Origin of the sequence: Pararhizobium antarcticum, assembly GCF_001885585.1 — a bacterium.
Lineage (GTDB): Bacteria > Pseudomonadota > Alphaproteobacteria > Rhizobiales > Rhizobiaceae > Pararhizobium > Pararhizobium antarcticum.
Genome location: NZ_LSRP01000074.1, coordinates 160,196 through 184,878 on the forward strand (window position 1 = coordinate 160,196; position 24,683 = coordinate 184,878).

25 protein-coding genes are annotated in these 24,683 nt (G+C 60.7%); 15 read left to right on the forward strand and 10 right to left on the reverse strand.

The window, feature by feature from the left end:
* Positions 1-210: 210 nt before the first annotated feature.
* Positions 211-2,913 (reverse strand): bifunctional diguanylate cyclase/phosphodiesterase, encoded by a 2,703-nt coding sequence (locus AX760_RS08160; RefSeq protein WP_071832415.1) that lies wholly within the window; start codon positions 2,911-2,913, stop codon positions 211-213.
* A gap of 254 nt (positions 2,914-3,167) precedes the next feature.
* Here AX760_RS08160 and AX760_RS08165 point away from each other — a divergent pair, with 254 nt between their 5' ends.
* Complete coding sequence (locus AX760_RS08165) at positions 3,168-3,428, forward strand: DUF1344 domain-containing protein (protein WP_071832463.1); 261 nt, start codon at positions 3,168-3,170, stop codon at positions 3,426-3,428.
* 45 nt (positions 3,429-3,473) lie between these two features.
* Here AX760_RS08165 and AX760_RS08170 read toward each other — a convergent pair whose 3' ends face one another.
* The 4 genes from AX760_RS08170 to AX760_RS08185 form a co-directional block, all read right to left on the reverse strand.
* The gene (locus AX760_RS08170; protein ID WP_071832414.1) at positions 3,474-4,058 is read right to left on the reverse strand and encodes a histidine phosphatase family protein; all 585 of its coding nucleotides are present in this window, start codon (positions 4,056-4,058) and stop codon (positions 3,474-3,476) included.
* A gap of 20 nt (positions 4,059-4,078) precedes the next feature.
* Positions 4,079-4,897 carry an enoyl-ACP reductase FabI gene (gene fabI / locus AX760_RS08175; protein ID WP_071832413.1) on the reverse strand — a complete coding sequence of 273 codons (819 nt, stop codon included), beginning with the start codon at positions 4,895-4,897 and terminating at the stop codon, positions 4,079-4,081.
* A gap of 216 nt (positions 4,898-5,113) precedes the next feature.
* A complete protein-coding gene (locus tag AX760_RS08180) occupies positions 5,114-6,220 on the reverse strand; it encodes a DnaJ C-terminal domain-containing protein (protein ID WP_071832462.1) in 1,107 nt (368 codons plus the stop codon).
* A gap of 217 nt (positions 6,221-6,437) precedes the next feature.
* Positions 6,438-6,893: an RT0821/Lpp0805 family surface protein gene (locus AX760_RS08185; RefSeq protein WP_071832412.1), complete on the reverse strand. Its 456-nt coding sequence runs from the start codon at positions 6,891-6,893 to the stop codon at positions 6,438-6,440.
* Positions 6,894-7,022: 129 nt separating this feature from the next.
* On the opposite strand from AX760_RS08185, the gene pdxH reads away from it, so the two are divergent.
* The gene (gene pdxH / locus AX760_RS08190; protein ID WP_280950764.1) at positions 7,023-7,655 is read left to right on the forward strand and encodes a pyridoxamine 5'-phosphate oxidase; all 633 of its coding nucleotides are present in this window, start codon (positions 7,023-7,025) and stop codon (positions 7,653-7,655) included.
* Positions 7,656-7,678: 23 nt separating this feature from the next.
* Here the strand turns inward: pdxH and AX760_RS08195 are convergent, their stop codons facing one another.
* The 5 genes from AX760_RS08195 to AX760_RS08215 form a co-directional block, all read right to left on the reverse strand.
* A complete protein-coding gene (locus AX760_RS08195; protein ID WP_071832410.1) occupies positions 7,679-8,710 on the reverse strand; it encodes a polysaccharide deacetylase family protein in 1,032 nt (343 codons plus the stop codon).
* 148 nt (positions 8,711-8,858) lie between these two features.
* Entirely contained in the window at positions 8,859-9,767 is a 909-nt protein-coding gene (locus tag AX760_RS08200) for a hypothetical protein (protein ID WP_071832447.1), read from the reverse strand.
* A gap of 394 nt (positions 9,768-10,161) precedes the next feature.
* A complete protein-coding gene (gene tldD / locus AX760_RS08205; protein ID WP_071832408.1) occupies positions 10,162-11,577 on the reverse strand; it encodes a metalloprotease TldD in 1,416 nt (471 codons plus the stop codon).
* A gap of 263 nt (positions 11,578-11,840) precedes the next feature.
* Positions 11,841-12,746: a hypothetical protein gene (locus AX760_RS08210; protein WP_071832407.1), complete on the reverse strand. Its 906-nt coding sequence runs from the start codon at positions 12,744-12,746 to the stop codon at positions 11,841-11,843.
* Positions 12,747-13,254: 508 nt separating this feature from the next.
* Positions 13,255-13,800: an invasion associated locus B family protein gene (locus tag AX760_RS08215; RefSeq protein WP_071832406.1), complete on the reverse strand. Its 546-nt coding sequence runs from the start codon at positions 13,798-13,800 to the stop codon at positions 13,255-13,257.
* Between the two features lie 528 nt (positions 13,801-14,328).
* Between AX760_RS08215 and coxB the strand changes: the two genes are divergently transcribed.
* The 13 genes from coxB to rnhA all read left to right on the forward strand — a co-directional run bounded on the left by coxB (position 14,329) and on the right by rnhA (position 24,625).
* Entirely contained in the window at positions 14,329-15,213 is an 885-nt protein-coding gene (gene coxB / locus AX760_RS08220) for a cytochrome c oxidase subunit II (protein ID WP_087149190.1), read from the forward strand.
* A gap of 33 nt (positions 15,214-15,246) precedes the next feature.
* On the forward strand, positions 15,247-16,944 hold the full coding sequence (ctaD, locus tag AX760_RS08225) for a cytochrome c oxidase subunit I (protein ID WP_071832405.1): 1,698 nt from the start codon (positions 15,247-15,249) through the stop codon (positions 16,942-16,944).
* A 173-nt stretch (positions 16,945-17,117) separates the two neighbouring features.
* Positions 17,118-18,074: a heme o synthase gene (locus tag AX760_RS08230; protein WP_071832460.1), complete on the forward strand. Its 957-nt coding sequence runs from the start codon at positions 17,118-17,120 to the stop codon at positions 18,072-18,074.
* Entirely contained in the window at positions 18,074-18,214 is a 141-nt protein-coding gene (locus tag AX760_RS26450; RefSeq protein ID WP_087149189.1) for a hypothetical protein, read from the forward strand. Before AX760_RS08230 ends, AX760_RS26450 begins: the two co-directional genes overlap by 1 nt.
* A gap of 17 nt (positions 18,215-18,231) precedes the next feature.
* Complete coding sequence (locus AX760_RS08235) at positions 18,232-18,834, forward strand: cytochrome c oxidase assembly protein (RefSeq protein ID WP_071832404.1); 603 nt, start codon at positions 18,232-18,234, stop codon at positions 18,832-18,834.
* A gap of 66 nt (positions 18,835-18,900) precedes the next feature.
* Positions 18,901-19,779 carry a cytochrome c oxidase subunit 3 gene (locus AX760_RS08240; RefSeq protein ID WP_071832459.1) on the forward strand — a complete coding sequence of 293 codons (879 nt, stop codon included), beginning with the start codon at positions 18,901-18,903 and terminating at the stop codon, positions 19,777-19,779.
* A 104-nt stretch (positions 19,780-19,883) separates the two neighbouring features.
* Positions 19,884-20,390, forward strand: a complete 507-nt coding sequence (locus AX760_RS08245; RefSeq protein WP_071832403.1) for a L,D-transpeptidase family protein — start codon at positions 19,884-19,886, stop codon at positions 20,388-20,390.
* A complete protein-coding gene (locus AX760_RS08250) occupies positions 20,387-20,770 on the forward strand; it encodes a DUF983 domain-containing protein (protein WP_071832402.1) in 384 nt (127 codons plus the stop codon). Before AX760_RS08245 ends, AX760_RS08250 begins: the two co-directional genes overlap by 4 nt.
* Positions 20,739-21,515 (forward strand): SURF1 family protein, encoded by a 777-nt coding sequence (locus AX760_RS08255; protein WP_071832401.1) that lies wholly within the window; start codon positions 20,739-20,741, stop codon positions 21,513-21,515. The genes AX760_RS08250 and AX760_RS08255 overlap by 32 nt, the downstream gene beginning before the upstream one ends.
* A gap of 85 nt (positions 21,516-21,600) precedes the next feature.
* Positions 21,601-21,966, forward strand: coding sequence for a DUF1304 domain-containing protein (locus AX760_RS08260; protein ID WP_071832400.1), 366 nt, complete (start codon positions 21,601-21,603; stop codon positions 21,964-21,966).
* A 3-nt stretch (positions 21,967-21,969) separates the two neighbouring features.
* Entirely contained in the window at positions 21,970-22,980 is a 1,011-nt protein-coding gene (gene ispH, locus AX760_RS08265) for a 4-hydroxy-3-methylbut-2-enyl diphosphate reductase (RefSeq protein ID WP_071832399.1), read from the forward strand.
* A 224-nt stretch (positions 22,981-23,204) separates the two neighbouring features.
* Positions 23,205-24,185 (forward strand): homoserine kinase, encoded by a 981-nt coding sequence (locus tag AX760_RS08270; RefSeq protein WP_071832398.1) that lies wholly within the window; start codon positions 23,205-23,207, stop codon positions 24,183-24,185.
* Positions 24,182-24,625 carry a ribonuclease HI gene (rnhA, locus tag AX760_RS08275; protein ID WP_071832397.1) on the forward strand — a complete coding sequence of 148 codons (444 nt, stop codon included), beginning with the start codon at positions 24,182-24,184 and terminating at the stop codon, positions 24,623-24,625. Before AX760_RS08270 ends, rnhA begins: the two co-directional genes overlap by 4 nt.
* Positions 24,626-24,683 lie beyond the last annotated feature (58 nt).

Below are 24,683 nucleotides of genomic sequence, written 5' to 3' on the forward strand. Positions count from 1 at the left end.
ACCGACTGTTGAAACGCTGCGGGCAGATGGCGGCAAGCGGCCATCGCCTTCGGTCGTGACTACTAGAGCGTTTCGTCTCCGAACGGAAGCCATTCTGTTGGCGCAAACGGCCGTTTGAAGACGAACCGCTCCCGAGTGCGCGCGGTAAAAGTAAAATCGGTTTCGTTGCCACACCGCGTTAAACGGTCTGTGTCAGAGGCAGCCTGCTGCTCAGGATGCCAGTTGCAGGAGCTGGTTGCGGGCGAAATGTGCGAAGTCGTCGGCGCTCAGCGGCTTGGCAAATGCGTAGCCCTGCAAGAGGTCGCAGCCGAACAGGCCGAGCATCTCGGCATGTTCCATGGTCTCGACGCCTTCGGCCACCGTCTCGATGCCGAGCGAACGGCCGATCTCGATGATCGAGCGGATCAGGGCCTGTTCGCTGCGGGCGCGCAGAATCGGTGCCACGAGCTGCCGGTCGATCTTCAGGCGTTTCGGCTTGATCTTCAAAAGGCTGACGATGGAGGTGTGGCCCGTGCCGAAATCGTCGATTTCGATGTCGATACCGAGTTTCTTGATGCCTTCGATATTGGCAAGGACGATATCGTCGCTTTCGTCGAGGAAGATCGATTCCACCAGTTCGAAGGAAATCTGTCCGGGACGCAGGCTCAGTCCCTTCAGCGAATTGACCAGCGTTTCGTCACGCAGGCGCTTGGCCGAGACATTGACCGAGATCTTCGGCACGATGATGCCTTCGGCGGCCCAGCGCATGCCGTCGATCAGCGCCCGGTCGAGCACGATGCGGTCGAGCGTCGCCATGGCGTTCATTTCCTCGGCGATCTTCAGGAACTTGTCAGGCGTCAAAAGCCCCTCGCGGGGGTGGTTCCAGCGGATCAGCGCCTCGACGCCGGCGAGCTTCAGGGTGCCGGCTTCCAGCTGCGGCTGGTACCAGGCGACAAACTCGTTTTTTTCGATACCCTCGAGGATCTCGTCGGCGATCCGCTTGGTCTTGATGATCTCCGCCTGCAGAACCTCGGTGAAGAATTCGTGGCGGTTGCGGCCATTCTCTTTCGCGCGGTACAGCGCGATGTCGGCATTGACCAGGAGCTTGTGCTCGTCGACGGCCTTTTCGCGGGCAACGGCGATGCCGATGCTGACGCCGAACCGGCAGGGAAAACCGTTGTAATCGACGGGCTGGCGCATCTGGCTGATGATCCGCTCGCACAGTTGCGACAGGAAGACATTGCCCGGTGGATTGCTGACGACAATGACGAATTCATCGCCGCCGATGCGCGCGACTATGTCGTTGTCGCGGATGTTGGAGCGCAGGATTTCCGATGCGTGGACCAGCATCGCGTCGCCGGCAGCGTGGCCAAGAGTGTCATTGATCTGCTTGAAGCGGTCGAGATCGATGTGCAGGATGGCGATGTCGACGAGGCCGGCGTCGCCGGACAGCCCCTTCAGCTCCTTGTCGAGCATGCGCCGGTTGCCCAGGCCCGTCAGCGGATCATGCAGGGCGTTGTGCTCGATGCGATCCTTCGCCTGCGCCAGTTCGTCATTCTTGAGGTCGGCCAGGGCCTTGGCGGCGCGCAGCTCCTCGGTCATCAGCACGTCATCGGTGACATCCCAGCTGATACCCGTGATCTTGGCCTTGCCGTCCGGCCCTTCATGGGTGGAACCGACATTGCGGATGTGCCGGAAGGTCCCGTCAGGCAGGGCGACGCGGTATTGCGAACGGTATTCAAGGCCCTCATCCAGCGTCTTGAACAGGGAAAGCGAGGCCGACCTGATGTCATCGGGATGGACGGTCCTGCGCCATGTTTCATAGGTCGGCTGGCTCGCCTGCGCCGACATGCCGTGCAGATGGGACATGCGTTCGTCCCAGGTGCGGGACTGTGTTTCAAGGTCGATTTCCCAGATGCCGATCTTGGAGGATTCGAGCGCAAGGTTGAGCCGGTGCGACACGGTCAGCAATTCGTTTTCGCGGGCCCGGATCTTGGCACGGTTGCGCTGGCGTTCACTGACGAGGCCGCCGGTGAGGAAGATCGGGATGATCACCACGGCGGCGGCAACCAGAATGGTGATGCGCAGGCCGTTGCTGTTGCCCGGCTCCTGTGCCCAGCCCTTGGCCGGGATCGCCGCCAGTTCCCAGACGCCGCCGGGAAGGGCCAGTCTGCGGATCACCGGCTCTTCCTTGAAGATTTCAAAGTCCCCGAAGAAAGGATCCTGAATGCTGTTGGCGACAGAAATATCCCGGATCGCCAGGTGCAGATCGATGTGGCGATGGTCTGACGACACGCCACCTTCATTCTCGGTCTTCTCTATCAGGCTGGCATTCGCATAGAGTTTCTTCTCGTCGACGATCGCTTCGATAAAGCCCCAGAAGCCGGTATGGCCGCCGACCTTGGAGAACACCGGAAAAAACAGGTTAAAGCCGGTCTTGCCGCTGGGAAGCCGGACGGGACCGGCGATAATTGGCTTGGCCTTCGATTGTGCCCGGTCCGTCGCCAGCCGCGACGAGCCGAACCGCTTGAAATCGGTGCCGATCAGGCGTTCGTTGCCCTGCCGCGGGTAGGTCATTTTCACGACAGCATCGGGTGCCGCGCTGACACGCACCATCTGCGGATTCTGCAGCAGCATCTTGGCTGCCAGGCGGTCGAAATTTTCGACACTCATGTCGGGGGCAACGGACACGCTGTTTGCAAGACCGCGCAGTGCGGCGATGGTGGTGTTGATCTCGCCCTGCAGGCGGGTTGAAATCAGATTGAGTTCGTTCTGGACGCTGATCTCAAGATCGCTGCCGAAATTCTCGCGGTTCTGCTGCTCGAAGAAATAACCACCGGTAAACACGACTGCCGCTGCGATGAAGGCTGGCACGAGAGACGGTTTTGCCAGACGGGCAATGGTGCTGGCGTGGCGACGGATTGTGACGATCATACTCAATGTTCATGCACCCCAAAGCCCCCGCGGCCACAGTAGGACCGGAGTCTTAATATTGGCTTTAGAGCCTGTTCCTGTTATGAAATTCGTCATTTCCGCAGGGGCGGTTGTTAGGCCTTGAGACGGCGCAGCCACAGGCTGTGTTTTCTCAAGATCCGGAAATCACGCAGGCACGGGCAATTTTTGCCACAATCGGGGATCAAATGATCGGAACAACAAAATTGATCGAGTCGTTGAAGAGGGCAGGACAGATGCGTTTCGTCGTTGTGGCACTTTTGGCCGCTGCCGGGTTGTTCTCACCGCTGAGTGCGTTTGCCGAGAGCGCCGATGTCGAGGCCGTTATCACAGGCGTCGATACCGAGAGCCTGAGCCTCTCCCTGGATGATGGCAAGAACTATCAGGCACCGGAAGAATTCAACTTCGATGGCCTCAAGGAAGGCGTCAAGGTCCTGGTCTTCTATACGGAAGTCGACGGCAAGCGCGTCATCAACGATCTCGAGATCGTGCAGTAATCCACCCCTGCAGACTGGCAGCGGCCCACACAGGCCCTGCCGACCCTATAGCCAGTCGATCATGCCATTTTCCAGCTTGAGGATCCGGTCCTGCGGAATGGGGCCGACCGACGCCTCATCCTGCGTCATCACACCGCAAATCCTGAACAGCACCCGGATGACCCCGCCATGGGCAACGCAGACCGTCGGTGTCGTCACATCTTTCAGCCATGCCGAGACGCGCCAGGACAGGATCTCGTAGCTTTCCGCGGTTTCGCCCGGCGGGATAAAATCCCATTTAGAGACCTCGCGCTCCGCCACACGCTCCGGCACCTGCTGTTCCAGCTCGGCCATGGTGTGGCCTTCCCAGTCGCCGAAAGAGACTTCCATCAGGCGTTCGTCGGTTCGGTAGGCGGAGGGTTCGAGCGCCATGGCGAGACGCATGCGCTCCATGGTTTCGCGTGTCCGGTGAAGCGGGCTCGAGACGAAATCGAAGTGCCTGGCCTTTGCGCCGAGACGGGCGGCCAGCGCCTGGCCGTTTCCGGTCGCCTGCTGGCGGCCGGTGTCGTTGAGCGGAATGTCCTTTTGCCCCTGCAGGCGGAGTTCGGCATTCCAGTCGGTCTGGCCGTGGCGGATCACATAGATGAGCACGGGAAACCCCTGTAAGTCCGTCAGTCCTTGACGACGGAAATATCCGGCGCGTCGACGGCCTTCATGCCGATGACATGATAGCCGCTGTCGGCGTGGTGGATTTCGCCGGTTACCGAGCGCGACAGGTCGGACAGCATGTACATGCCGACATCGCCGACCTCTTCGATCGTCACGGTGCGGCGCAGCGGTGCGTTGTACTCGTTCCACTTCAGAATATAGCGGAAGTCGCCGATGCCGGAGGCGGCCAGCGTCTTGATCGGGCCGGCCGAGATCGCATTGACGCGGATGTTCTTCGGGCCGAGATCGACCGCCAGATATTTCACGCTCGCCTCGAGTGCTGCCTTTGCAACGCCCATGACATTGTAGTTCGGCATGACCTTTTCGGCGCCGTAATAGGTCAGCGTCAGCATTGAACCGCCATCCGTCATCAGCTTTTCGGCACGCCGTGCAACCGATGTGAAGGAATAGACGGAAATCTGCATGGTCTTGGCGAAATTGTCGGCGGATGTGTCGACATAGCGGCCGGTCAGTTCGTCCTTGTCGGAAAAGCCGATGGCGTGAACGATGAAATCGATCTTGCCCCAGGTTTTTTCCAGTCCGTCGAACACGGCATCGATGGTTGCTTCATCGCTGACGTCGCAATGGCCGGCAAGAAGGCCGCCGACTTCCGCGACGAGAGGCTCGACACGCTTTTTCAGCGCCTCGCCCTGATAGGTGAAGGCGATCTCGCCGCCTTGCGCATGGATCGCCTTGGCGATGCCCCAGGCGATGGAACGGTTGTTTGCGACGCCCATGATGAGGCCGCGCTTACCCTTCATCAATCCGGATGTTTGCGACATGGTATGCCCCCGCTATTGCCTGTGCTTTTCGTCAGCCAGGGCCGATCGGAAAGTCCGCATGTGTTGAACCTGCTGCGAGCGCCATTGTGACTGTCAAATCACGGCGGCCCGTCTTTTGGAGCATTGCCTATGGCATAGCCACCCCGGTGGTTCAAGCACGGCGCGGATCAGGAACTGTTAGTCCCCGTAATAATGGGTCAGACCGTCAAGAATCCGTTACAGGAACAGGCCCTGCTGGCGGCTGCGCATCAGGTCGGTGATCTTCTCGTCCGGGTTCTCCCAGAGCATCAGCCGAAGTTCGACGAGAAGGTCGGCGCGCTTGCCGTCGGCATCGGCAAGGCCGTGCCCGGCAAGCCGGATGACCCTGTCGGACCCGGACCAGGCCGGCACGGTAACATCGACGGGACCGGTCAGGGTCATGACCTTTGTTTCCCAACCGAGCACGGCATTCTGGATGTCGATCGGCAGCGTCGTGCGCAGGTCGAGGCCCTCGGTGCGCATAGCCCCGTCCTGGCGGACCCGCACGGTCACGACGATATCGCCGCGCAGCATGCCGTTGAGGCGGTAGCCCAGTTCTTTCATGCGCAGGAGGCTGCCATCGGTGGTGCCGCCGGGCAGGGCGACCTTCAGTGTCTGGCCATCCGGCAATGTCGCCGTCGCCTTGGTGCGGTTGAAAAGGTCCTCGACCGAAACGGTCACTTCGCAGGCGATGTCCGGGACCTTTTCGACGGCCTTGCTGGCCGCGCCGCGGATGCGTCGCACGATCGCCGAGACGAGTTCGGCTGCCGGCGCCGCAGACCGTGGGAAAATGGCGAAGGGCGCCGGTTTCTCGACGATGTCGACTTTTGTCTCCAGCTTGGTCTCGGGCCTGGCGTCTGCGGCGATGTCGGGCTTAGCCTCGGCTTTCGGCTCCGGCTTGGCGTCCGGCTTCGTCGGTGTCTTCGGGCGCACTGGCGCGCTGGCAGTTGCCGCCGGTTCTGGCTTTCGGGCGCGCGGTTCGCTTCCGAAAATACGAGAAACCATTTCCTCCGCCGTTTCCGGATCGACGTCGCCGATCGGCTGCTCGGGTTCGCGCGGCTTGCGGTGCAATTCCTCCATGCGGCGCAGCTCGGCCTCGCGGCGCGCGTCGTCATAGCGGCTTCTGAGCTTGGGGTTTTTCAGCACTTCATAGGCGCGACCGGCCTCGGCGAAACGCGCCGTTGCCATCGGGTCGTCGCGGTTCTGGTCGGGATGCACGGCCTTGGCCATGGCGCGCCAGGCGGCCTTGATCTCGTCCGGGCCGGCATTCCGCCGGACGCCAAGAATAGAATAGGGGTCGCGCATCGTTGTCATCGGCTCTGAGCTCCCGAAAGCCGCATCCAGCGACCCTTCCAGCCTGTTGAAAAGAGGACGCAAGGCCTGATCGGCGTTCCGTTTCTCGAGAGGCGATGATGCAAAGGAGTTGCTAAATATCAGTTAGCCGCAAGCGCTTAGGCGGGCTGGAACAGGCTTTGAACGGCAATCTGGGGGATGTTTGCGAAACTGTGGTTAACGTCAGGTTTCAGCTGCGTTTGCCAAAGCGCGTCAGATACCATTCGCCATTGCCGAGCAGGCAGGTGTTGCCATCGAACTTGGCTATGCCCTGGTAGGAGTGGCGTGTCGTGGTGAACCGCCGGCAGACCTGGCCGTTCGAGCGGTCTTCCTCGATGCTGCTGATGACGCCTGCGCTACCCGAATTCGAGTTGGCCCAGGGGATCGGATTGCCGCCGGTTGTTTCAACGTCGGCCGATGACACCGCATTGCGCACCGTGACTTCGTCGGACAGGCTGTCGCGATTGACGGACTGGGGCACCGAGCCTGTCGAAAGCGAGGTATCGACACTGGCCGTGTCGGCGAGATCAAGCCCGGCGCTCATGCAGCCCGAGAGACAGAGCGTGATCAGGCACAGCGTAGCGAGGCTTGCCCTGCGACGGGATAGCCCCTTTGTGTGATCACTACACTTTGCTATGTCTTGCACGGCATACCTGTAAGACTCGGAGAAAAGGTCGCAAGGGCCCGGTCAAGGCGCGATCTGCGGGGCCTCACTGTTCACACTGGGCGAACAATCCGGAGATCCGGATTGCAGGCCGCACAACACGTCACGGCATTGGAAGACAATATGAGCGAGACTGGGTTAACAACTGGTGACTTCACAGAGCAAAGCGAACCATTTTCGCTTTTTGGCACATGGATGGACGAGGCCAAGGCCAGCGAGATCAACGATCCCAACGGCGTGGCACTGGCAACGGTGGATGCCGATGGCCTGCCGAATGTCCGCATGGTGCTGCTCAAGGACTTTGATGAACGCGGCTTTGTCTTCTACACGAATTTCGAAAGCCAGAAGGGGCAGGAGCTCCTCGGCAGCATGAAGGCGGCCCTCTGTTTCCACTGGAAATCGCTGCGGCGGCAGGTGCGCCTGCGCGGCCCAGTGGAGATCGTCAGCAACGAGGAAGCCGACGAGTACTACAAGACCCGCCCGCGCGGCAGCCGCATCGGCGCCTGGGCTTCGAAACAGTCACGCCCGCTGGAGAGCCGTTTTGCACTGGAAAAAGCGGTTGCGGAATTCGGCCTGCGCTATGCCGTCGGCGAGATTCCGCGCCCCGATCACTGGTCGGGTTTCCGCATAAGGCCGACGTCGATCGAGTTCTGGAAGGATGGCGCGTTCCGGCTGCACGACCGCATCGAATTCCGGCGCAGGGACGGCGATGTCAACTGGGAAAAACTGCGCATGTATCCGTAGCGCCATGGCGATGACGGCGCGGTTCAGCCGCGCCGCATCATGCGGAAGGCGATACCGGAAGCGAGCGCGCTGACATAGGCCGGTTTCTGGTAGAAGCCGTTGAGCGAGATGCGGGGCAGGGCGGTCTGCGGCGCATCGGAGGCGAGCGTTCCCGGCTGTGTCGTCACCGCGACGGCAAGCCCAAGCGCTTCTGCAAGCCGGGTTTCGCGCGCCGAAACCGCGAAACGCTCTCCGTAGGGATAGGCCAGTGTGCGCGGCCGCTGGCCGATGATCCGTTCGACCCGCGCAACGGAAGCGGCGATCTCATGGCGTGCTTCCTCCTCAGTCAGTCGCGCCAGTGCCCGGTGGCTGATCGTATGCGCGCCAAGGCTTGCCAGCGGGTTTTCCACCAGTGTTCGAAGGCCCGCCTCCCCCAGAGTCAGCCTCTCCGTGATGCCGAGCGGGTCGATGCCCTGGCCTTCCGCCAGGCGGTTCACTTGCGCCACGGCAAGCGCTTCGCTGCCCTCATGGATGAAGGCGGCGATGCGGTCGAAGGCCGCCTGTTTTTCCGACTGGTTCGACAGGGGCAGCGTCGTTTCGCCGGTGCCAAAATCGAAATTGAGGTGTTGCCTGCTCTCGATCAGGTCTGCCAGCGTCTCCCACCACAGCGTGTGCGTGCGATCGATGAAGCCGCCGGTCACGAAGACGGTGAAGGGTACGGCTTGGCGGGCAAAGACCGGGGCGGCAAATTCCAGATTGTTGCGGTAGCCATCGTCCAGGGTGAAGACTGCAACGGGCTGCGGATCGCGGGACGCAAGATGGCCGGGGAGTGCATCCAGCGCGATGAAGCGGTAGTTCTCGCGCTTCAGGCGCAGGATGGTGGCCTCGAGAAAATCCGGCGTGATCTCGAGATGGGCATTCGGATCGAACAGGCGTGCCTGTTTTGGTCGGACATGGTGCAGCGTGAAGATGGCGCCGCGACCGCGCGCCGACCGCATGACGCCCGCTGCGCCAAGAAGCCCTGCAGCAACCAGACCGCTGGTGATGACGACGCGCTTGACGATCCTGGCAACCATTTAGAAATCCCGACGCTGTTGCCCGCCGTTGGCAAGGCTGCTCAGCCGACTTTAGACGTCAGGGCGTTAAACCTTGTTGAACGGAAAACGGCGGCCCGCTGTCGCGAACCGCCGTTTTCCAAAGTTTTTGATCGTGTGGGCGGTCTAATTAGCCCTTGATGAAGCTTTCATCGATCACGTCGCGCTCACGGCCGCCGAGGGCCGCACTGACGCCGGCGATGAAGGCACCGACCAGAAGAGACAGCGCCGTCAGCAGGGCAAACGTCGCACCGGCCTTGCGGGCGGTGTCGGCTGCTTCCTGTGCTGCAACCTTGGCGTCCTCGATGCTCTTCAGCACCGTGTCGACACGGGCATTGGCATCGGCTTCGGAAAGCCCGGTGCGGACAGCAACGAGACGGCCGAGATAGGCACGGTCGTCGGCCGGGATTTCACCGGCGGTGGCACCATTGATCAGGATACGCGACACCTGTGCTGCATCCTGCGCATTGGTTTCAGCCGTCGTTGCACCCGGATCGGCCGGACGCAGCAGCGAATCGACGAAATAGGCTGTCGGGCCGCTGTCAACATTGGCGGCCGCGGACGCTGTGGCCACTGCCGCACCGGAAGTCACGGTCGAGGCAGCCTGAACGCCGCTGTTGATCGTCGACGTCACGGCAGAGGTCAGCGTGCCCGCAATGATCAGCGTCGACAGGGCCCATGCCAGGATGCCATGCGCCGTATCGCGGAAGAAAACCTCGTCTGTCTGCGTTCCGGTCCAGCGGGTCCGCAGCCGGCCGGTGATATAACCGCCCATGCCAGACGAGAGCCACTGTACGATGACGATCCAGATCGCCGTCGAGACTGCGAATGTGGTGGCCGACACGCCTTCGGACGCCCAGGGCGATACCATGGTCAGGCCAAGGCCCGAGCCGAGTAGCGTCAGAAGCAGGGTGATTGCCGCAGCCGCAACCGCACCGGCGATGATCGCGCCCCAGCTGACGGCGGACCGTGAGGATTCAACGTGTGACGACAGAGGCGAACCATGTCCCGAAGAAACCGCCCCGGAGGAAACTGGCATTGTCATGCGCTTCCCCTATCGGAAAAAGAGAGCGAGAAGAATGATGATGGGGATCGGCACCCCGATAAGCCAGAGCAGAATTCCACGTCCCATGATGTCTCTCCTTTATGATAAACGCTGCCAATTCGAACAAGTGTGGCAGCTTGGACGCATAACTCGGAGGGAGAGATTTGGTTCCAACGGGGTGGGAATGAACGCAGAAAGTGTCACGGCTATCGTCGCGAAGTGTGCGACGCCGTCACTGTTCTGCCTTGCTGGGGCAGACAGGCATTTAAGGCTTCAAGCGGGCCCAGATCGGTCTGTAAGGTCTCGATCCTCGGGTCAGGAGCAGGCGATAGCGCAGCGCCGCCGGTTTGACGGCAGCGTTGCATAGCTCACAGGCAGCCTGAAATCTTCAGGCCCGCGTGCCGCCGACGGTCATGTCGTTCATGCGCAGGTGCGGCTGGCCGACGCCGACGGGCACCCACTGGCCGCCCTTGCCGCAATTGCCCATGCCGGTATCGAGCTTCATGTCGTTGCCGATCATCGAGATGCGCTGCATGGCCTCCGGGCCATTGCCGATCAGCATGGCGCCCTTGACGGGTGCGCCGATCTTGCCGTCCTCGATCAGGTAGGCCTCGGTGCAGCCGAAGACGAACTTGCCCGACGTGATGTCGACCTGTCCGCCGCCGAAGGAGACGGCATAGATGCCCTTCTTCACGGAAGCGATGATCTCCTCCGGCGTCTTGTCGCCGGAGAGCATGTAGGTGTTGGTCATGCGCGGCATCGGCACATGCGCGTAGGATTCGCGCCGGCCGTTGCCGGTCGGCGTCATGCCCATCAGTCGGGCGTTCTGCCGGTCCTGCATGTAGCCAACCAGCTTGCCGTCGTCGATCAGCACGTTATAGGCCGACGGCGTGCCCTCGTCGTCGATGGTCAGGGAGCCGCGCCGCTGCTCGATCGTCCCGTCGTCCACGACGGTTACGCCCTTGGCGGCCACCTGGCTGCCGAGCAGGCCGGCAAAGGCCGAGGTCTTCTTGCGGTTGAAATCGCCTTCCAGTCCATGGCCGACCGCCTCGTGCAGCATCACGCCGGGCCAGCCGGAGGAGAGCACGACGTCCATCGTTCCGGCCGGAGCGTCGATGGCCTCGAGGTTGACCAGCGCCTGGCGCAGCGCCTCGTCGGAACCGTGGCGCCAGTTGTCGACGGCAATGAAATCGCCAAAACCGCGCCGTCCGCCGACGCCGTAGGAGCCGGATTCCTGCCGGTCGCCATCGCCGACGACAACGGAAATATTGAGCCGCGTCATCGGCCGCACGTCATGCATGCGGTGGCCGTCGGCGCGCAGGATATCGACCACCTGCCAACTGGCGGCGATCGAGGCGGAGACCTGCCGCACTTTCGGGTCCTTGGCGCGCAGATAGGCGTCGATGTCGGAAAGCAGCGCGACCTTGGCCTCGAAACTCGGCTCACCGATCGGGTTCTCATCGCCATAAAGGCGCTTGTTGGTGCCCTGGGGGGCTGCGGCATAGGAGCCGGAATAACCGCGCGTGACGGCACCGACGGCATCGGATGCGCGCTTCAGCGCCGACAGCGACAGCTCGCCCGCATGGGCATAGCCGACCGCTTCGCCGGCAACCGCGCGCAGGCCAAAGCCCTGGTCCGTGTTGAAGCTTCCGCCCTTCAGGCGGCCATTGTCGAAGGCAAGCGATTCCGACTGGCCATGCTCGATGAACAGTTCGCCGTCATCGGCCCCCTGAAGCGTTTCCGCCAGAACCCGCCGCACCGCGTCTTCATCACTGTCGAAGAGTTTGATCAGATCGGTGTTCATGAAAGTGGCTCCTGCAGCTCGCGGTTCCGGCCTATGTAGTGATTTGGCGGGGAGGGGGCAAGCATTACCAAGGCGGCTTTTTGTTCTGTTCGACGCCGAGCCGGATGCGGAGCACCCCTTGGCCGCAGGGGTGTCGGGCGAAAACGTCGGCAAGACGCAAAATGGCCGGGCGAAAACGCGGATGCGCATCTGTTAACGAAAAGGGGGAGGCTGGATCTCCAGCCTCCCCCTTTAGGATAGAGCAAGTTCGGCGCTCAACCTATTCAGATGAACCACGAACCGGACAGATCGCCCTCGACGATGATCTTGGCGTTGTCCAGGAGGTTGGTGACGATGAATTCGCCACCACCCTGATCGACCGCGGTCCAGTTGGCTGCGACGCCATAGAGGTCGAGCTTGTCGTTAACACCAAAACCGGTGATGACGTCGGCCGTCGAAAGCTTGGTGCCGGTGTCGCCAACGGCGAAGACGAAGGTGTCGACGCCACCGCTTGCCATCATGAGATCGGCACCCTTGCCACCGGTCACAAAGGATGCCTTTGCGGAGATGGCGGAGAGGTCGATCGTGTCTACGCCCGTGCCGGAATTGATGGTGAAGGTGGTCAGCGAACCGTTCGTGACCCCCGCACCGGCGACACCGGTGTTGCCTGCGCCGATCACGATATTGTCGTCGCCGCCGTTGGTGTTGATGGTGAACGCGTTGCTCCAGCCGGCATCATTTGTCAGGGTCGTCAGATTAACGGTGTCATTGCCCTGGCCGGTCACCACATTGCCGCGCTTGGCATCCATGATATTCACGGTCGATGCTTCTACGCCCCCGAGGATGACATCGACATGCACGAAATTGCTGAAGGTGACGTTTTCCGAGTCATCCGAAACGGCCTTGACGTTCTTGACGCTGTTCCAGGCGGAGGTGACGTCGAAGTCATAGGCATTGGCCGACGGATCGAACTCGATCTTAACCGTACCGCCGGTCCCGGAGCCGGCAGAGCCAACGGCGCCAACGGCAACGCTCTGGGTCAGGATCGAGGAACCGATGGTATCGCTCGCTTCGCTGACATCACCGTCCTGCAATGCTCCGACCTGCGCCGCCAGCGCAGCTTGTGTTGCATCGACGAGCGAGGACAATGTCGACGCGCCGCCATTACCAAATTCAACAACCAGTGCCATTTTGATCTCCATATTGGTTTTACGGCAGCGCCCTTCGCAAAGCCCCTGTAGGGCTGCGGGCGAGTCCGATTTTATTTAATGAACAATTACAATAAGTTGTATTTGAATTCTTCACTGAGGTTATTGGGATTTACGCAAAGTGACACTTCAAAAGGAATTTGCACGCAGTGCTTAATTTTAGAACAATCTGTTTACGAACCTAATATGTGCCAAATCGGTCAATCGCGGTCATATGTCGGTTAATTTCTTCAAAATGTCCAGAGCATCGATGGCCCAAATTTGGACTGGTCCTGTAATTAGGTGGTTTCCTATCATGAAAATAGGCACCTGGGAGTGTAACGTCACCGTCAACTTGCGATTGCGGCTCCCGGTCGCGGAAATCCAGCGCCAGGAGAGCCATCCTCTGGGCGGGCGGTGTGCGTTGGTCGCATCAAAGACGGCGAATGCAGCCATGACGGGGCCAAACAAACGGCGGATGGAGTGTGCAGTCCCCGATAAAACGAAAGGTTTACGGCAGCGCGTCGTAACCCTCGCCGAACCCTTTGAGGTCGACCGGAATGCCGATGCCTTCTTCCGGGGACTGGAAGACGATGAAGGTTGCCGTCGCGCCGCTGCGGAAGGTTTTCAGAAGTTCCTCTTCGAGCACGACTTCGGCATAGCAGCCATCGGAGAAGCAGCGGACGAAATAGGCGCGGCCGATATCCTTCCCGTCCACATTCAGCCCGAGCCCGTTGGGCAGGAGCACACCGAGCGGCGCAAGCACACGCAGGATCTTCGCCTTGCGGTCGGCTGTCTTGAGTACGACGACGGACAAGCCCACCTCCGGACGATCCTCGGCGATGACATTCTGCATCAGCGCGCATTGTTCGGCGGCAGCACCGGCTGGCTGGTCGCAGACGATCGACCACGCGCCATGGTTCGACTTGACGGTACCCGGCGTGCCGGGCTGCTGCTGGGCGAAGGCCGATTGCGGCAGTGCTGCAGCCGAAAAGCTCAATGCTGCGATCAACAACAGGGCCAGGACCGGCAGACGGGAAACGAGGGACAGGCCCATGAAAACCTCAAAACGTAAGAATCAGTGCGGCTATTCTTGAAGCGCACGGGCGGAAATGAAAAGCCCTGAGTCTCCTTTCAGCCGGGTATGGCCGAAATTGGGCCGCGACAGAAGCCTTCGCTGCCGTTTTGTGCATGCCGGCTCCCACTTCGCGCCGACACGCGGATGGATCAAGCCCATATATAAGGGCTTCGATTGCGCAGGCCTTGCATTTACAGGCGAAACGGTTTCGTCACGATGTGCGCCTCTGCTTCGGCATCATTCCAGGAGAATGGCGGGCGGTATCGTTGGAGAATAGCGGCGGACAAACCATGAATGCGATTGGCCCTTGGGTGCCTTTTTGTGTTACAAAAACAGCGATCGATAACGCAGCTGACCGGGGAATACGCAGTTTGCGCAAAAATGCCGCACGGAGTGCCGTGGACAGATGTTGCGGCGACCTTCAAACTGTGGTTTGAAGCGCGACAGTATTGCAGGGATTCTGCGTTTTGGTTTGATCCCGATCAAGCGCATGTGGGAGACACGATTGTGAAAAACAAGGCTTATGCAGTTCTGGCGACGATGGCCTGTCTGCTCTTTGCTTCGAACGCCTGGGCCGACAAGCCTGTCGACTGGCAGATGACCTTCCAGAATGCCGCGACCGGCATCATGGAAGAAATTACATGGTTCGAGCAGTATACCCTCTGGTTCATCATACCGATCACCTTGTTCGTTCTCCTCCTGCTCGTGCTTGTTGTCGTCAAGTTTCGGGAGAGCAAGAATCCGGTCGCTTCCAAGACAAGCCACCACACCGGCATCGAGATCGCCTGGACGCTTGGTCCGGTCATCATCCTGCTTTTCCTCGCCATTCCATCCTTCCAGCTTCTGACGGCGCAGCTGACGCCGCCGCAGAACCCGGATCTGACGGTCAAGGCAACGGGCAACCAGTGGTACTGGTCCTATGAATACGAAGTCGGCGAAACGCCGCTGTCATTCGACAGCCTGCTGCTCAAGGACGAAGATCGCGCCAGCATCGGCAAGTCCGACGTCGAAGCCTATCCGCGCCTGCTGGCTGTCGACAACGACGTCGTTGTCCCTGTCGGCAAGACGGTCCGTCTTCTCGTGACCGCCGCCGACGTGATCCACGCCTTCGCCATGCCGGCTTTCGGTGTGAAGATCGACGCCGTTCCCGGCCGCCTGAACGAAACATGGTTCAAGGCTGACCGCGAAGGTCTCTATTACGGCCAGTGTTCCGAGCTCTGCGGCAAGGACCATGCCTATATGCCGATCGCCATCCGCGTTGTCAGTGAAGACAAGTATGCGACTTGGCTCGCTGCCGCCGCCACCAATGTCGGCGACGCCAACAAGGCGCTCATGGCTTCCATCGACGCTGCGGCAAAGTCCGTCGACGTCGCTGAAAACGCCGCACAGTAATTCGCCCTACAGAATTCGAAGGGGAGCACTATCATGGCCGGAACACCCGCTCATACCGATCATCTTCATGATCCTGCGCAAGACCACGCGTACGGCCATGACGACCACGCCCACAAGCCGCTGACGTTCTTTCAGCGCTGGTTCCTGTCCACCAACCACAAGGACATCGGCACGCTCTACCTGATCTTCGCGATCTTTGCCGGTATCATCGGCGGTACGCTGTCGGTGATCATGCGCATGGAGCTGCAGGAACCGGGCATCCAGATCTTCCACGGTCTGGCCTCCATGGTCTACGGCTTCGAGGGCGATGCTGCCATTGATGGCGGCAAGCACATGTACAACGTGTTCACGACTGCGCATGCGCTGATCATGATCTTCTTCATGGTCATGCCGGCGCTGATCGGCGGTTTTGCCAACTGGATGGTTCCGATCATGATCGGTGCTCCGGACATGGCCTTCCCGCGCATGAACAACATTTCCTTCTGGCTGATCATCCCCGCCTTCCTGCTCGTGCTTCTGTCGATGTTCGTCGAAGGCCCGGCCGGTGGCTTCGGGGCAGGGGGCGGCTGGACGATCTATCCGCCGTTCTCGACGTCCGGGCAGCCCGGACCAGCGATGGATCTTGTCATTCTCGGCCTGCATATCGCCGGCGCTTCCTCGATCCTCGGCGCGATCAACTTCATCACGACGATCCTCAACATGCGCGCTCCGGGCATGACGCTGCACAAGATGCCGCTGTTTGCCTGGTCGGTGCTGATCACCGCCTTCCTGCTCTTGCTCTCGCTGCCGGTTCTGGCGGGTGGCATCACCATGCTTCTCACCGACCGCAACTTCGGCACGGCGTTCTTTGCGCCTGAAGGCGGCGGCGATCCGATCCTGTTCCAGCACCTGTTCTGGTTCTTCGGTCACCCGGAAGTCTACATTCTGATCCTGCCCGGCTTCGGTATCGTCAGCCACATCGTCTCGACCTTCTCGAAGAAGCCGATCTTCGGCTATCTCGGCATGGCCTATGCCATGGTCGCGATCGGCGCCGTCGGCTTCATCGTCTGGGCGCACCACATGTACACCGTCGGCATGTCGCTCGACACGCAGCGCTATTTCGTCTTCGCGACGATGGTTATTGCGGTTCCGACAGGCGTGAAGATCTTCTCCTGGATTGCGACGATGTGGGGCGGTTCGATCCGCTTTGCGACGCCGATGGTCTGGGCGATCGGCTTCATCTTCCTGTTCACCGTCGGCGGCGTCACGGGCGTCCAGCTCGCCAATGCCGGCCTCGACCGCTCGCTGCACGACACCTATTACGTGGTTGCCCACTTCCACTACGTTCTGTCGCTCGGTGCCGTCTTCGCGATCTTCGCGGCCTGGTACTACTGGTTCCCGAAGATGACCGGCTACATGTATTCGGAATTCATCGGCAAGCTGCACTTCTGGGTCATGTTTGTCGGCGTCAACCTGGTGTTCTTCCCGCAGCATTTCCTCGGCCTCGCCGGCATGCCGCGCCGCTACATCGACTATCCGGATGCCTATGCCGGCTGGAATGCAGTGTCGTCCTACGGCTCCTATCTCTCGGCCGTGGCCGTGCTGATCTTCCTCTATGGCGTCTTCGAAGCCTTCTCCAAGAAGCGCGTCGCAGGTGACAATCCCTGGGGTGAAGGTGCAAACACTCTGGAATGGACGCTGCCATCGCCGCCGCCATTCCACCAGTGGGAACAGCTGCCGCGCATCAAGTAAGCGCCTGCCAGCTTTGGAAGCCGCCGGAAACGGCGGCTTCTGCAAAACCGGAAGACGGTTTTGCAGCGTGCCATGGCAATGCCCTGAAAATTCAAGGCCCGATCAGAGGGCCGGCGACGAAGGCCCAGGCTCTCGACTACCAGAAAGCCGGGCCAGACAAGCAAGGACGCAACATGTCGGTCATTGACCATCACGAAGCAAATGGCCCGGAGGCTGCCGTGCGTCTCTCGGAGGCCTCGGCGCGCGATTTCTTTGCGCTGTTGAAGCCGCGTGTCATGTCGCTCGTGGTCTTCACGGGGCTCGCCGGAATGGTGATGGCGCCCGGCCATATCCATCCTTTCATCGGTTTTATCGCGATCCTCTGTATTGCCGTCGGCGCGGGTGCGTCCGGCGCGCTGAACATGTGGTATGATGCGGATATCGATGCGGTGATGACCCGCACTGCGTCGCGACCAATCCCGGCCGGCAAGATCCGCGCCGAAGAGGCGCTGGCCTTCGGTCTGACGCTGTCGGCCTTCTCCGTCTGTATCCTCGGCATCGTCGTCAACTGGCTTTCGGCCGGGTTGCTGGCCTTCACCATCTTCTTCTATGCCGTTGTCTATACGATGTGGCTGAAGCGTTCGACGCCGCAGAACATCGTCATCGGCGGTGCAGCCGGTGCCTTTCCGCCAATGATCGGCTGGGCCTGCGTGACAAACGGCGTCGCCATCGAAAGCATCGTGCTGTTCCTCATCACCTTCCTGTGGACGCCGGCGCATTTCTGGGCGCTGGCTTTGTTCAAGATGCGCGACTATGGCGCGGTCGGTGTGCCGATGCTGCCGAATGTCAGCGGCGAGGCGACGACCAAGAACCAGATTGTCATCTATGCGGTTCTGACCGCGATCATCGGTGTCGTGCCCACGACGCTCGGCTTTTCGAGCGTGGTCTATGGCGCTTTTGCCGCACTGCTCGGTCTTGGCTTCATCTGGTATTCGATTGGCGTCTGGCGCATGCCTGATGGCGACGAGAAGATGGCGCCGGCCAAGAAGCTGTTTGCCTTTTCCATTCTCTACCTGTTTGCGATCTTCTCGGCCCTGATGATCGACCACCTGATTGCCACGCTGTGGCTCACCACCGGAGGCGCTGCCTGATGGATATGATCACACTCAACGAAGCACAGAAGAAATCGCGTCGCGGCCGCAACATTGCGCTTGGGGTCGTGCTGTTCGCGCTTGTCGTCGGATTCTACGTCGTGACGCTGGTGAAGTTTAGCGGCGGCATGGTCAACTGAGAGCGGAGGCTGGACACGTGGCAAAATCGACAGAGCACGGCAAGGACAGGTCGAATGGCGCGATCGTCGCTGCCTGTCTGACCTTTGTCGTCGCCATGACCGGCATGGCCTATGCTGCCGTGCCGCTCTACGACATGTTCTGCAGGGTGACCGGCTATAATGGCACGACAAAACGTGTCGAGCAGGCGTCGGAGATCATTCTCGACAAAACCATCAGGGTGACCTTCGATTCCAATACCGGCTCCGATCTCCCTTGGGACTTCAAGCCGGTAAAGCGCGAGATCGAGATCAAGATCGGCGAGACGGTTCAGGTCGATTTCACGGCCAAGAACCTGTCGAGCAAGCCGACCACGGGGCAGGCGGTGTTCAACGTCACGCCGATGGCCGCCGCAGCCTATTTCAACAAGGTAGAGTGCTTCTGCTTTACGGAAACCACCTTGCAGCCGGGCGAGCAGATGGAGATGCCGGTGGTGTTCTTCGTCGATCCCGAGATCGTCAACACCGTCGAGACCAAAAACATCCAGACGCTGACGCTGTCCTACACCTTCTACGCCCGCGAACCATCCAAGCCTTTGGTCTCGCTGAAGACGACGGCGGACGAGACAGACAAGAGACTTTGAATCATCACTGTTTTCGGCTATGCCGGAAATGACGACAAGAGCAGACATATCCGGGGATTGACCAAGATGGCCGAGGCGCACCAGAAAAACCACGACTACCATATCATCGACCCAAGCCCATGGCCTTTGCTTGCCTCGATCGGCGCGTTCATCATGGCGTTTGGCGGTGTCGCCTATATGCGCTACGTCTCCGGCGGTTCGTTCAAGATGTTCGGCCTCGAGCTTGCGAGCCCGTGGCTCTTCTACATCGGTCTCGCACTGGTGCTCTACACGATGTATGGCTGGTGGGCTGATACGATCAAGGAAGCGCATGAGGGCCACCATACCCGCGTCGTTTCCCTGCACCTGCGCTACGGCATGATCATGTTCATCGCTTCGGAAGTGATGTTCTTCGTGGCCTGGTTCTGGGCCTTCTTCGATGCAAGCCTGTATGCCGCCGAGCCGATCCAGACCGCACGGGCCGCCTTTACCGGTGGTACCTGGCCGCCAAAGGGCATCGAGGTTCTCGATCCCTGGCACCTGCCGCTTTACAACACGGTCATCCTGCTGCTGTCGGGCACCTGCGTCACCTGGGCGCATCATGCGCTGCTGCACGGCGACCGCAAGGGGCTGATCAACGGCCTGACGCTGACCGTCGTGTTGGGCGTTCTCTTTTCCTTCGTGCAGGCCTACGAATATGCGCATGCGCCGTTCGCCTTCAAGGATTCGATCTACGGCGCCACCTTCTTCCTGGCGACCGGCTTCCATGGCTTCCACGTCCTGGTCGGCACGATTTTCCTGGCGATCTGCCTGATCCGCGCGCTGAAGGGTGATTTCACTCCGAAGCAGCATTTCGGCTTCGAGGCTGCCGCCTGGTACTGGCATTTCGTCGACGTCGTCTGGCTCTTCCTGTTCTTCTCCATCTACATCTGGGGAAGCTGGGGCGCCCCGATCGCCCATATGTAATCGCATCAGAAATGGGCAGCGTCTTGCCTGCCGATACAATGAAGAACGAGGTGGTTGCAGTCATGCAGCCACCTCGTTCTCGTTTGAACACGGGATGATCGCCGATGAACCTGTGTCGCTTCTTCCTCCGCGTGCTGGTGGTTTGCCCCTGCCTCTTGTTACCCGATATGGCGATGGCGAGTGAGACGCTGGCAGACCGGGTCATGGTGTATAAGGAGCGCCGCCTTCTCCAGCTCTGGCAGAAGGATCGGCTTTTGGCCGAATATCCGGTCGTGCTCGGCGGGGATCCTGTCGGCCACAAGCGGCAGGAGGGCGACGAGAAGACGCCGGAAGGTCTCTATGTGCTGGACTGGCGCAACGACAGGAGCGCCTATTATCGATCGCTTCACATCTCCTATCCCGGACCGCAGGATGTCGTCTCGGCCAAAAAGGCCGGCATCGATCCCGGCGGCATGATCATGATCCATGGGCAACGCAACTATTTTGGCTGGCTGGCCTATTTGACGCAGTCGTTCGATTGGACCAATGGCTGCATCGCGGTTACCAATACGCAGATGGATGAAATCTGGGATAGGGTCCCGGATGGAACAGCAATCGAGATAAAACCATGACTGAAGACAGCGCCCATTATCCGCCGGTTGACCCGGTGTCGAGCGGCCTCAAGGGGCGCTGCCCGCGCTGCGGCCAGGGAAACCTGTTCGACGGCTTCATCAAGGTGAAACCGGCCTGCAGCAATTGCGCGCTTGACTACGGCTTTGCCGACAGCGGCGACGGACCGGTGGTGTTCGTCATCCTGATCGTCGGTTTTCTGGTTGTCGGCTCGGCCCTGTGGATGGAGGTCAATGTCAATCCGCCGCTGTGGGTGCATTTCATCCTGTGGATTCCGCTGGCGACCATTCTGACGCTGGGGATCATGCGCATGCTGAAAGGCGTGCTGATCAATCTGCAATTCCGCAACAATGCGCGGTCGGGTGAAATCGACCGTGGCTGAGGAACGGCAGGCTTCCACCCGCGGCAGGCTGGCGAGGCTGTGCGGCATCGTCGTCGTGCTCGCAACCCTTGCCGCCCTGATTTCGCTCGGCACCTGGCAGATGCAAAGGCTTGCGTGGAAAGAAGGCCTGCTGACCGCGATCGCCGAGCGCCGGTCAAAGCCCCCGGTGGATCTGGCGGCGATCGAGGCCCTCGTGGCCGAGGGTGGCGATATCGAATACCGGACGGTCACTGTCAGCGGGCGTTATCTCAACAACCGCGAACGGCATTTCTTCGCGACCCATCAGGGTCGCACCGGCTATTACATCTACACGCCGCTCGAACTGTCGGATGGCAGCTTCGTCTTCATCAATCGCGGTTTTGTGCCGTTTGATGCCAAGGAGCCGGAAACGCGAAAAGCCGGGCAATTGACCGGCGCGCAAACGGTCAACGGCCTTGCCCGCGCCCGTCTGGCCGAAAAACCCTCCTGGGTGGTCCCCGAAAACGATCTGAAGAAGAACATCTTCTACTGGAAGGATCTCGATGTGATGGCGCAGACCGACGGCCTGCCGGCCGGCAAGGTGCGGCCGTTCTTCATCGATGCCGACGCAACGCAAATCCCCGGCACGCTCCCGGTCGGTGGCGTCACCCAGTTTGAACTGCCCAACAACCATCTGCAATATGCCGTCACCTGGTACGGGCTGGCGGGTGCGCTCGTGGTCATCAGCGGCGTGTTTGTCTTCCGGCGGAAGACGCAAGGCCAGTAGTCAGAGGCTCTGGTTCATGCAAGATAAACGCACACGGCGCTGGTCTTGATCGGCGATTTCAGGCGCCGATGCTCCGGGGGATACCATGGCACTGATCGCAAATCTTCTCGTCGCTTTGACTGCGCTTGCCCATCTCGGCTTCCTGGTACTCGAGATGTTCCTGTGGACAAAGCCGCAGGGGCGCAAGGTGTTTCGCATGACGCCGGAAAAGGCGGAAACGACCCGGGTGCTGGCCGCCAATCAGGGGCTCTATAACGGCTTTCTCGCCGCCGGGCTGGTCTGGTCGCTCACGCACCCGCAGCCGGAATTTGCCGTCCAGCTGAAGCTGTTCTTTCTTGTGTGCGTGGTCATAGCGGCTATATATGGCGCGTTGACCGTCAAGCCGCGCATTCTTCTGGTGCAGGGTGGACCGGCCATCGCCGCCCTCCTTTTCCTGTTCCTGGCGTCCTGATTCATGGCTTCATCCCTTCCGGCAAAGACCCCGATCACGCTCAGGCTCTGCGGCCCGCGCGGTTTTTGTGCCGGCGTCGACCGGGCGATCCAGATCGTCGTGCTCGCGCTGAAGGAATTCGGGGCGCCCGTCTATGTCCGCCACGAGATCGTCCACAATCGCTTCGTCGTCGAAGGGCTCGAGGCCAAGGGTGCGATCTTCGTCGAGGAACTGGACGAAATCCCGCCGGAGCACCGCAAGCAGCCGGTGGTGTTTTCCGCCCATGGCGTACCGAAATCGGTTCCGGCGGATGCGCAGAGCCGCAATCTCTTCTATCTCGATGCGACATGCCCGCTGGTCTCCAAGGTCCACAAGCAGGCCATGCGCCACCAGAAGCTCGGTCGCCATGTTGTTCTGATCGGCCATGCCGGGCACCCCGAAGTGATTGGCACCATGGGACAATTGCCCGATGGCGCGGTTTCGCTGATCGAGACGATCGAGGATGCCGATGCCTATATGCCGCCGGATCCCGACAATCTTGGCTTCGTGACGCAGACGACGCTGTCGGTCGATGATACCGCCGGCGTCATCAGGCGGCTGCACGAACGCTTCCCGAACCTGACAGCACCGGCCGCTGATTCGATCTGCTATGCGACGACGAACCGGCAGGAAGCCGTGAAGCAGGCAGCCCCTGGCTGCGACCACTTCATCATCGTCGGCGCGCCCAATTCTTCAAATTCCAAGCGTCTGGTCGAAGTCGCGCTCCGGGCAGGGGCAAAAAAATCGGTGCTGGTGCAGCGCGCGGCGGAAATCGACTGGGATGATTTTGGCGATATCGCTATCGTGGGATTGTCGGCCGGCGCCTCGGCGCCCGAAGTCATCGTCGACGAGATCATCGAGGCGTTCCGTCTGCGCTATGAGGCGCGTGTCGAACTCGCCGATACCGTCGAGGAAACCGAGAATTTCCTCGTCAACCGCGAGCTTCGCCATGTGCCGCTGACAGCGCAGGACATGGCCTTCGTGAATGGAGAATAAGCAGGGGCGCCTCTTCCCCTTCTCCCCCGCGGGGAGAAGGGCCGAGCAAAGCGAGGCGATGAGGGGGGACGGCGCATTCGAGCGTCGAGGCTCCCCCTCATCCGGCGCGACGCGCCACCTTCTCCCCGCTGGGGAGAAGAGATAGGCCACCCTTGTGCCGGGATCGCGTGTTTGCCAAAACCGCCTGATAGACCGACGTTATGTTCATAGGATTTTGCTGACACATGGCCGTTTACACCGACATCTCCGAAGACGATCTCAGCGGCTTCCTGACGCAGTATGACGTTGGCGAACTGACCTCCTACAAGGGCATTGCCGAGGGCGTCGAGAATACCAATTTCCTGCTGCAGACCACCAAGGGCGCCTACATCCTGACGCTGTACGAAAAGCGCGTCGACCAGAGCGACCTGCCGTTTTTCCTCGGGCTGATGCACCATCTGGCCGGCAACGGCCTGTCCTGCCCGCTGCCGATCCCGCGTCTCGATGGCGCGCTGCTCGGCGAATTGTCGGGCCGGCCGGCGGCCGTGATTTCGTTCCTCACCGGCGTCTGGCTGCGCAAGCCCGATGCAAATCATTGCCGCGAAGTCGGCAGGGCGCTGGCCGCCATGCATGTTGCCGGCGACGGTTTTGATCTGACCCGCCGCAATGCGCTGTCGGTCTCCGGCTGGCGACCGATCTGGAACAATTCGGTGGCCCGCGCCGATGAGGTGCAGCCAGGTCTGGCCGACGAGATCGGCGCAGAACTCGATCATCTCGAGGCCCGCTGGCCGAAGACGCTGCCCTCGGGCGTCATCCATGCCGATCTGTTTCCCGACAATGTGTTCTTCCTCGGCGACGATCTTTCCGGCCTGATCGATTTCTATTTCGCCTGCAATGATTTCTTCGCCTATGACGTTTCCATCTGCCTGAACGCCTGGTGCTTCGAAAAGGACGGCGCCTTCAACATCACCAAGGGCATGGCGCTGCTGGCAGGTTATGAAAGCGTGCGGCAGCTCAGCGATGACGAAGTGGCGGCACTGCCGCTTCTGGCGCGCGGCTCGGCCATGCGTTTCTTCCTCACAAGGCTCTATGACTGGCTGATGACGCCGGCCGGCGCGCTGGTCGTGAAGAAGGACCCGCTCGAATATCTGAAGAAACTGCAATTCCACCGCTCGGTCGCCTCAGCCGCCGAATACGGTCTCGTGCGTGAAAGTCTCTCCCCATGAAACATGTCGATATTTTTACCGATGGCGCCTGCTCCGGCAACCCGGGGCCGGGCGGCTGGGGCGCCGTGCTGCGGTATGGCGAGGTCGAAAAGGACCTCTGCGGCGGCGAAGCCGACACCACCAACAACCGCATGGAGCTGCTTGCCGCGATCACTGCGCTCGATAGCCTGAAGGCCCAATGCGAGGTCGATCTCTACACCGATTCCAAATATGTCATGGACGGCATCGGCAAGTGGATCTTCGGCTGGAAGAAAAACGGCTGGAAGACCGCCGACAGGAAACCCGTCAAGAACGGCGAACTCTGGCAGGCGCTCGACGCTGCCAACCAGCGCCACAAGGTCACCTGGCACTGGGTCAAGGGCCACGCCGGCCACCCCGAAAACGAACGTGCCGACGAACTGGCTCGCAAGGGCATGGAGCCGTTCAAGAAGGGGCGGTGAGGGGGGGATGGCTGGGCTGAGGTTCGGAATATTCGCTTAGCGACGGGAATATCTGGTT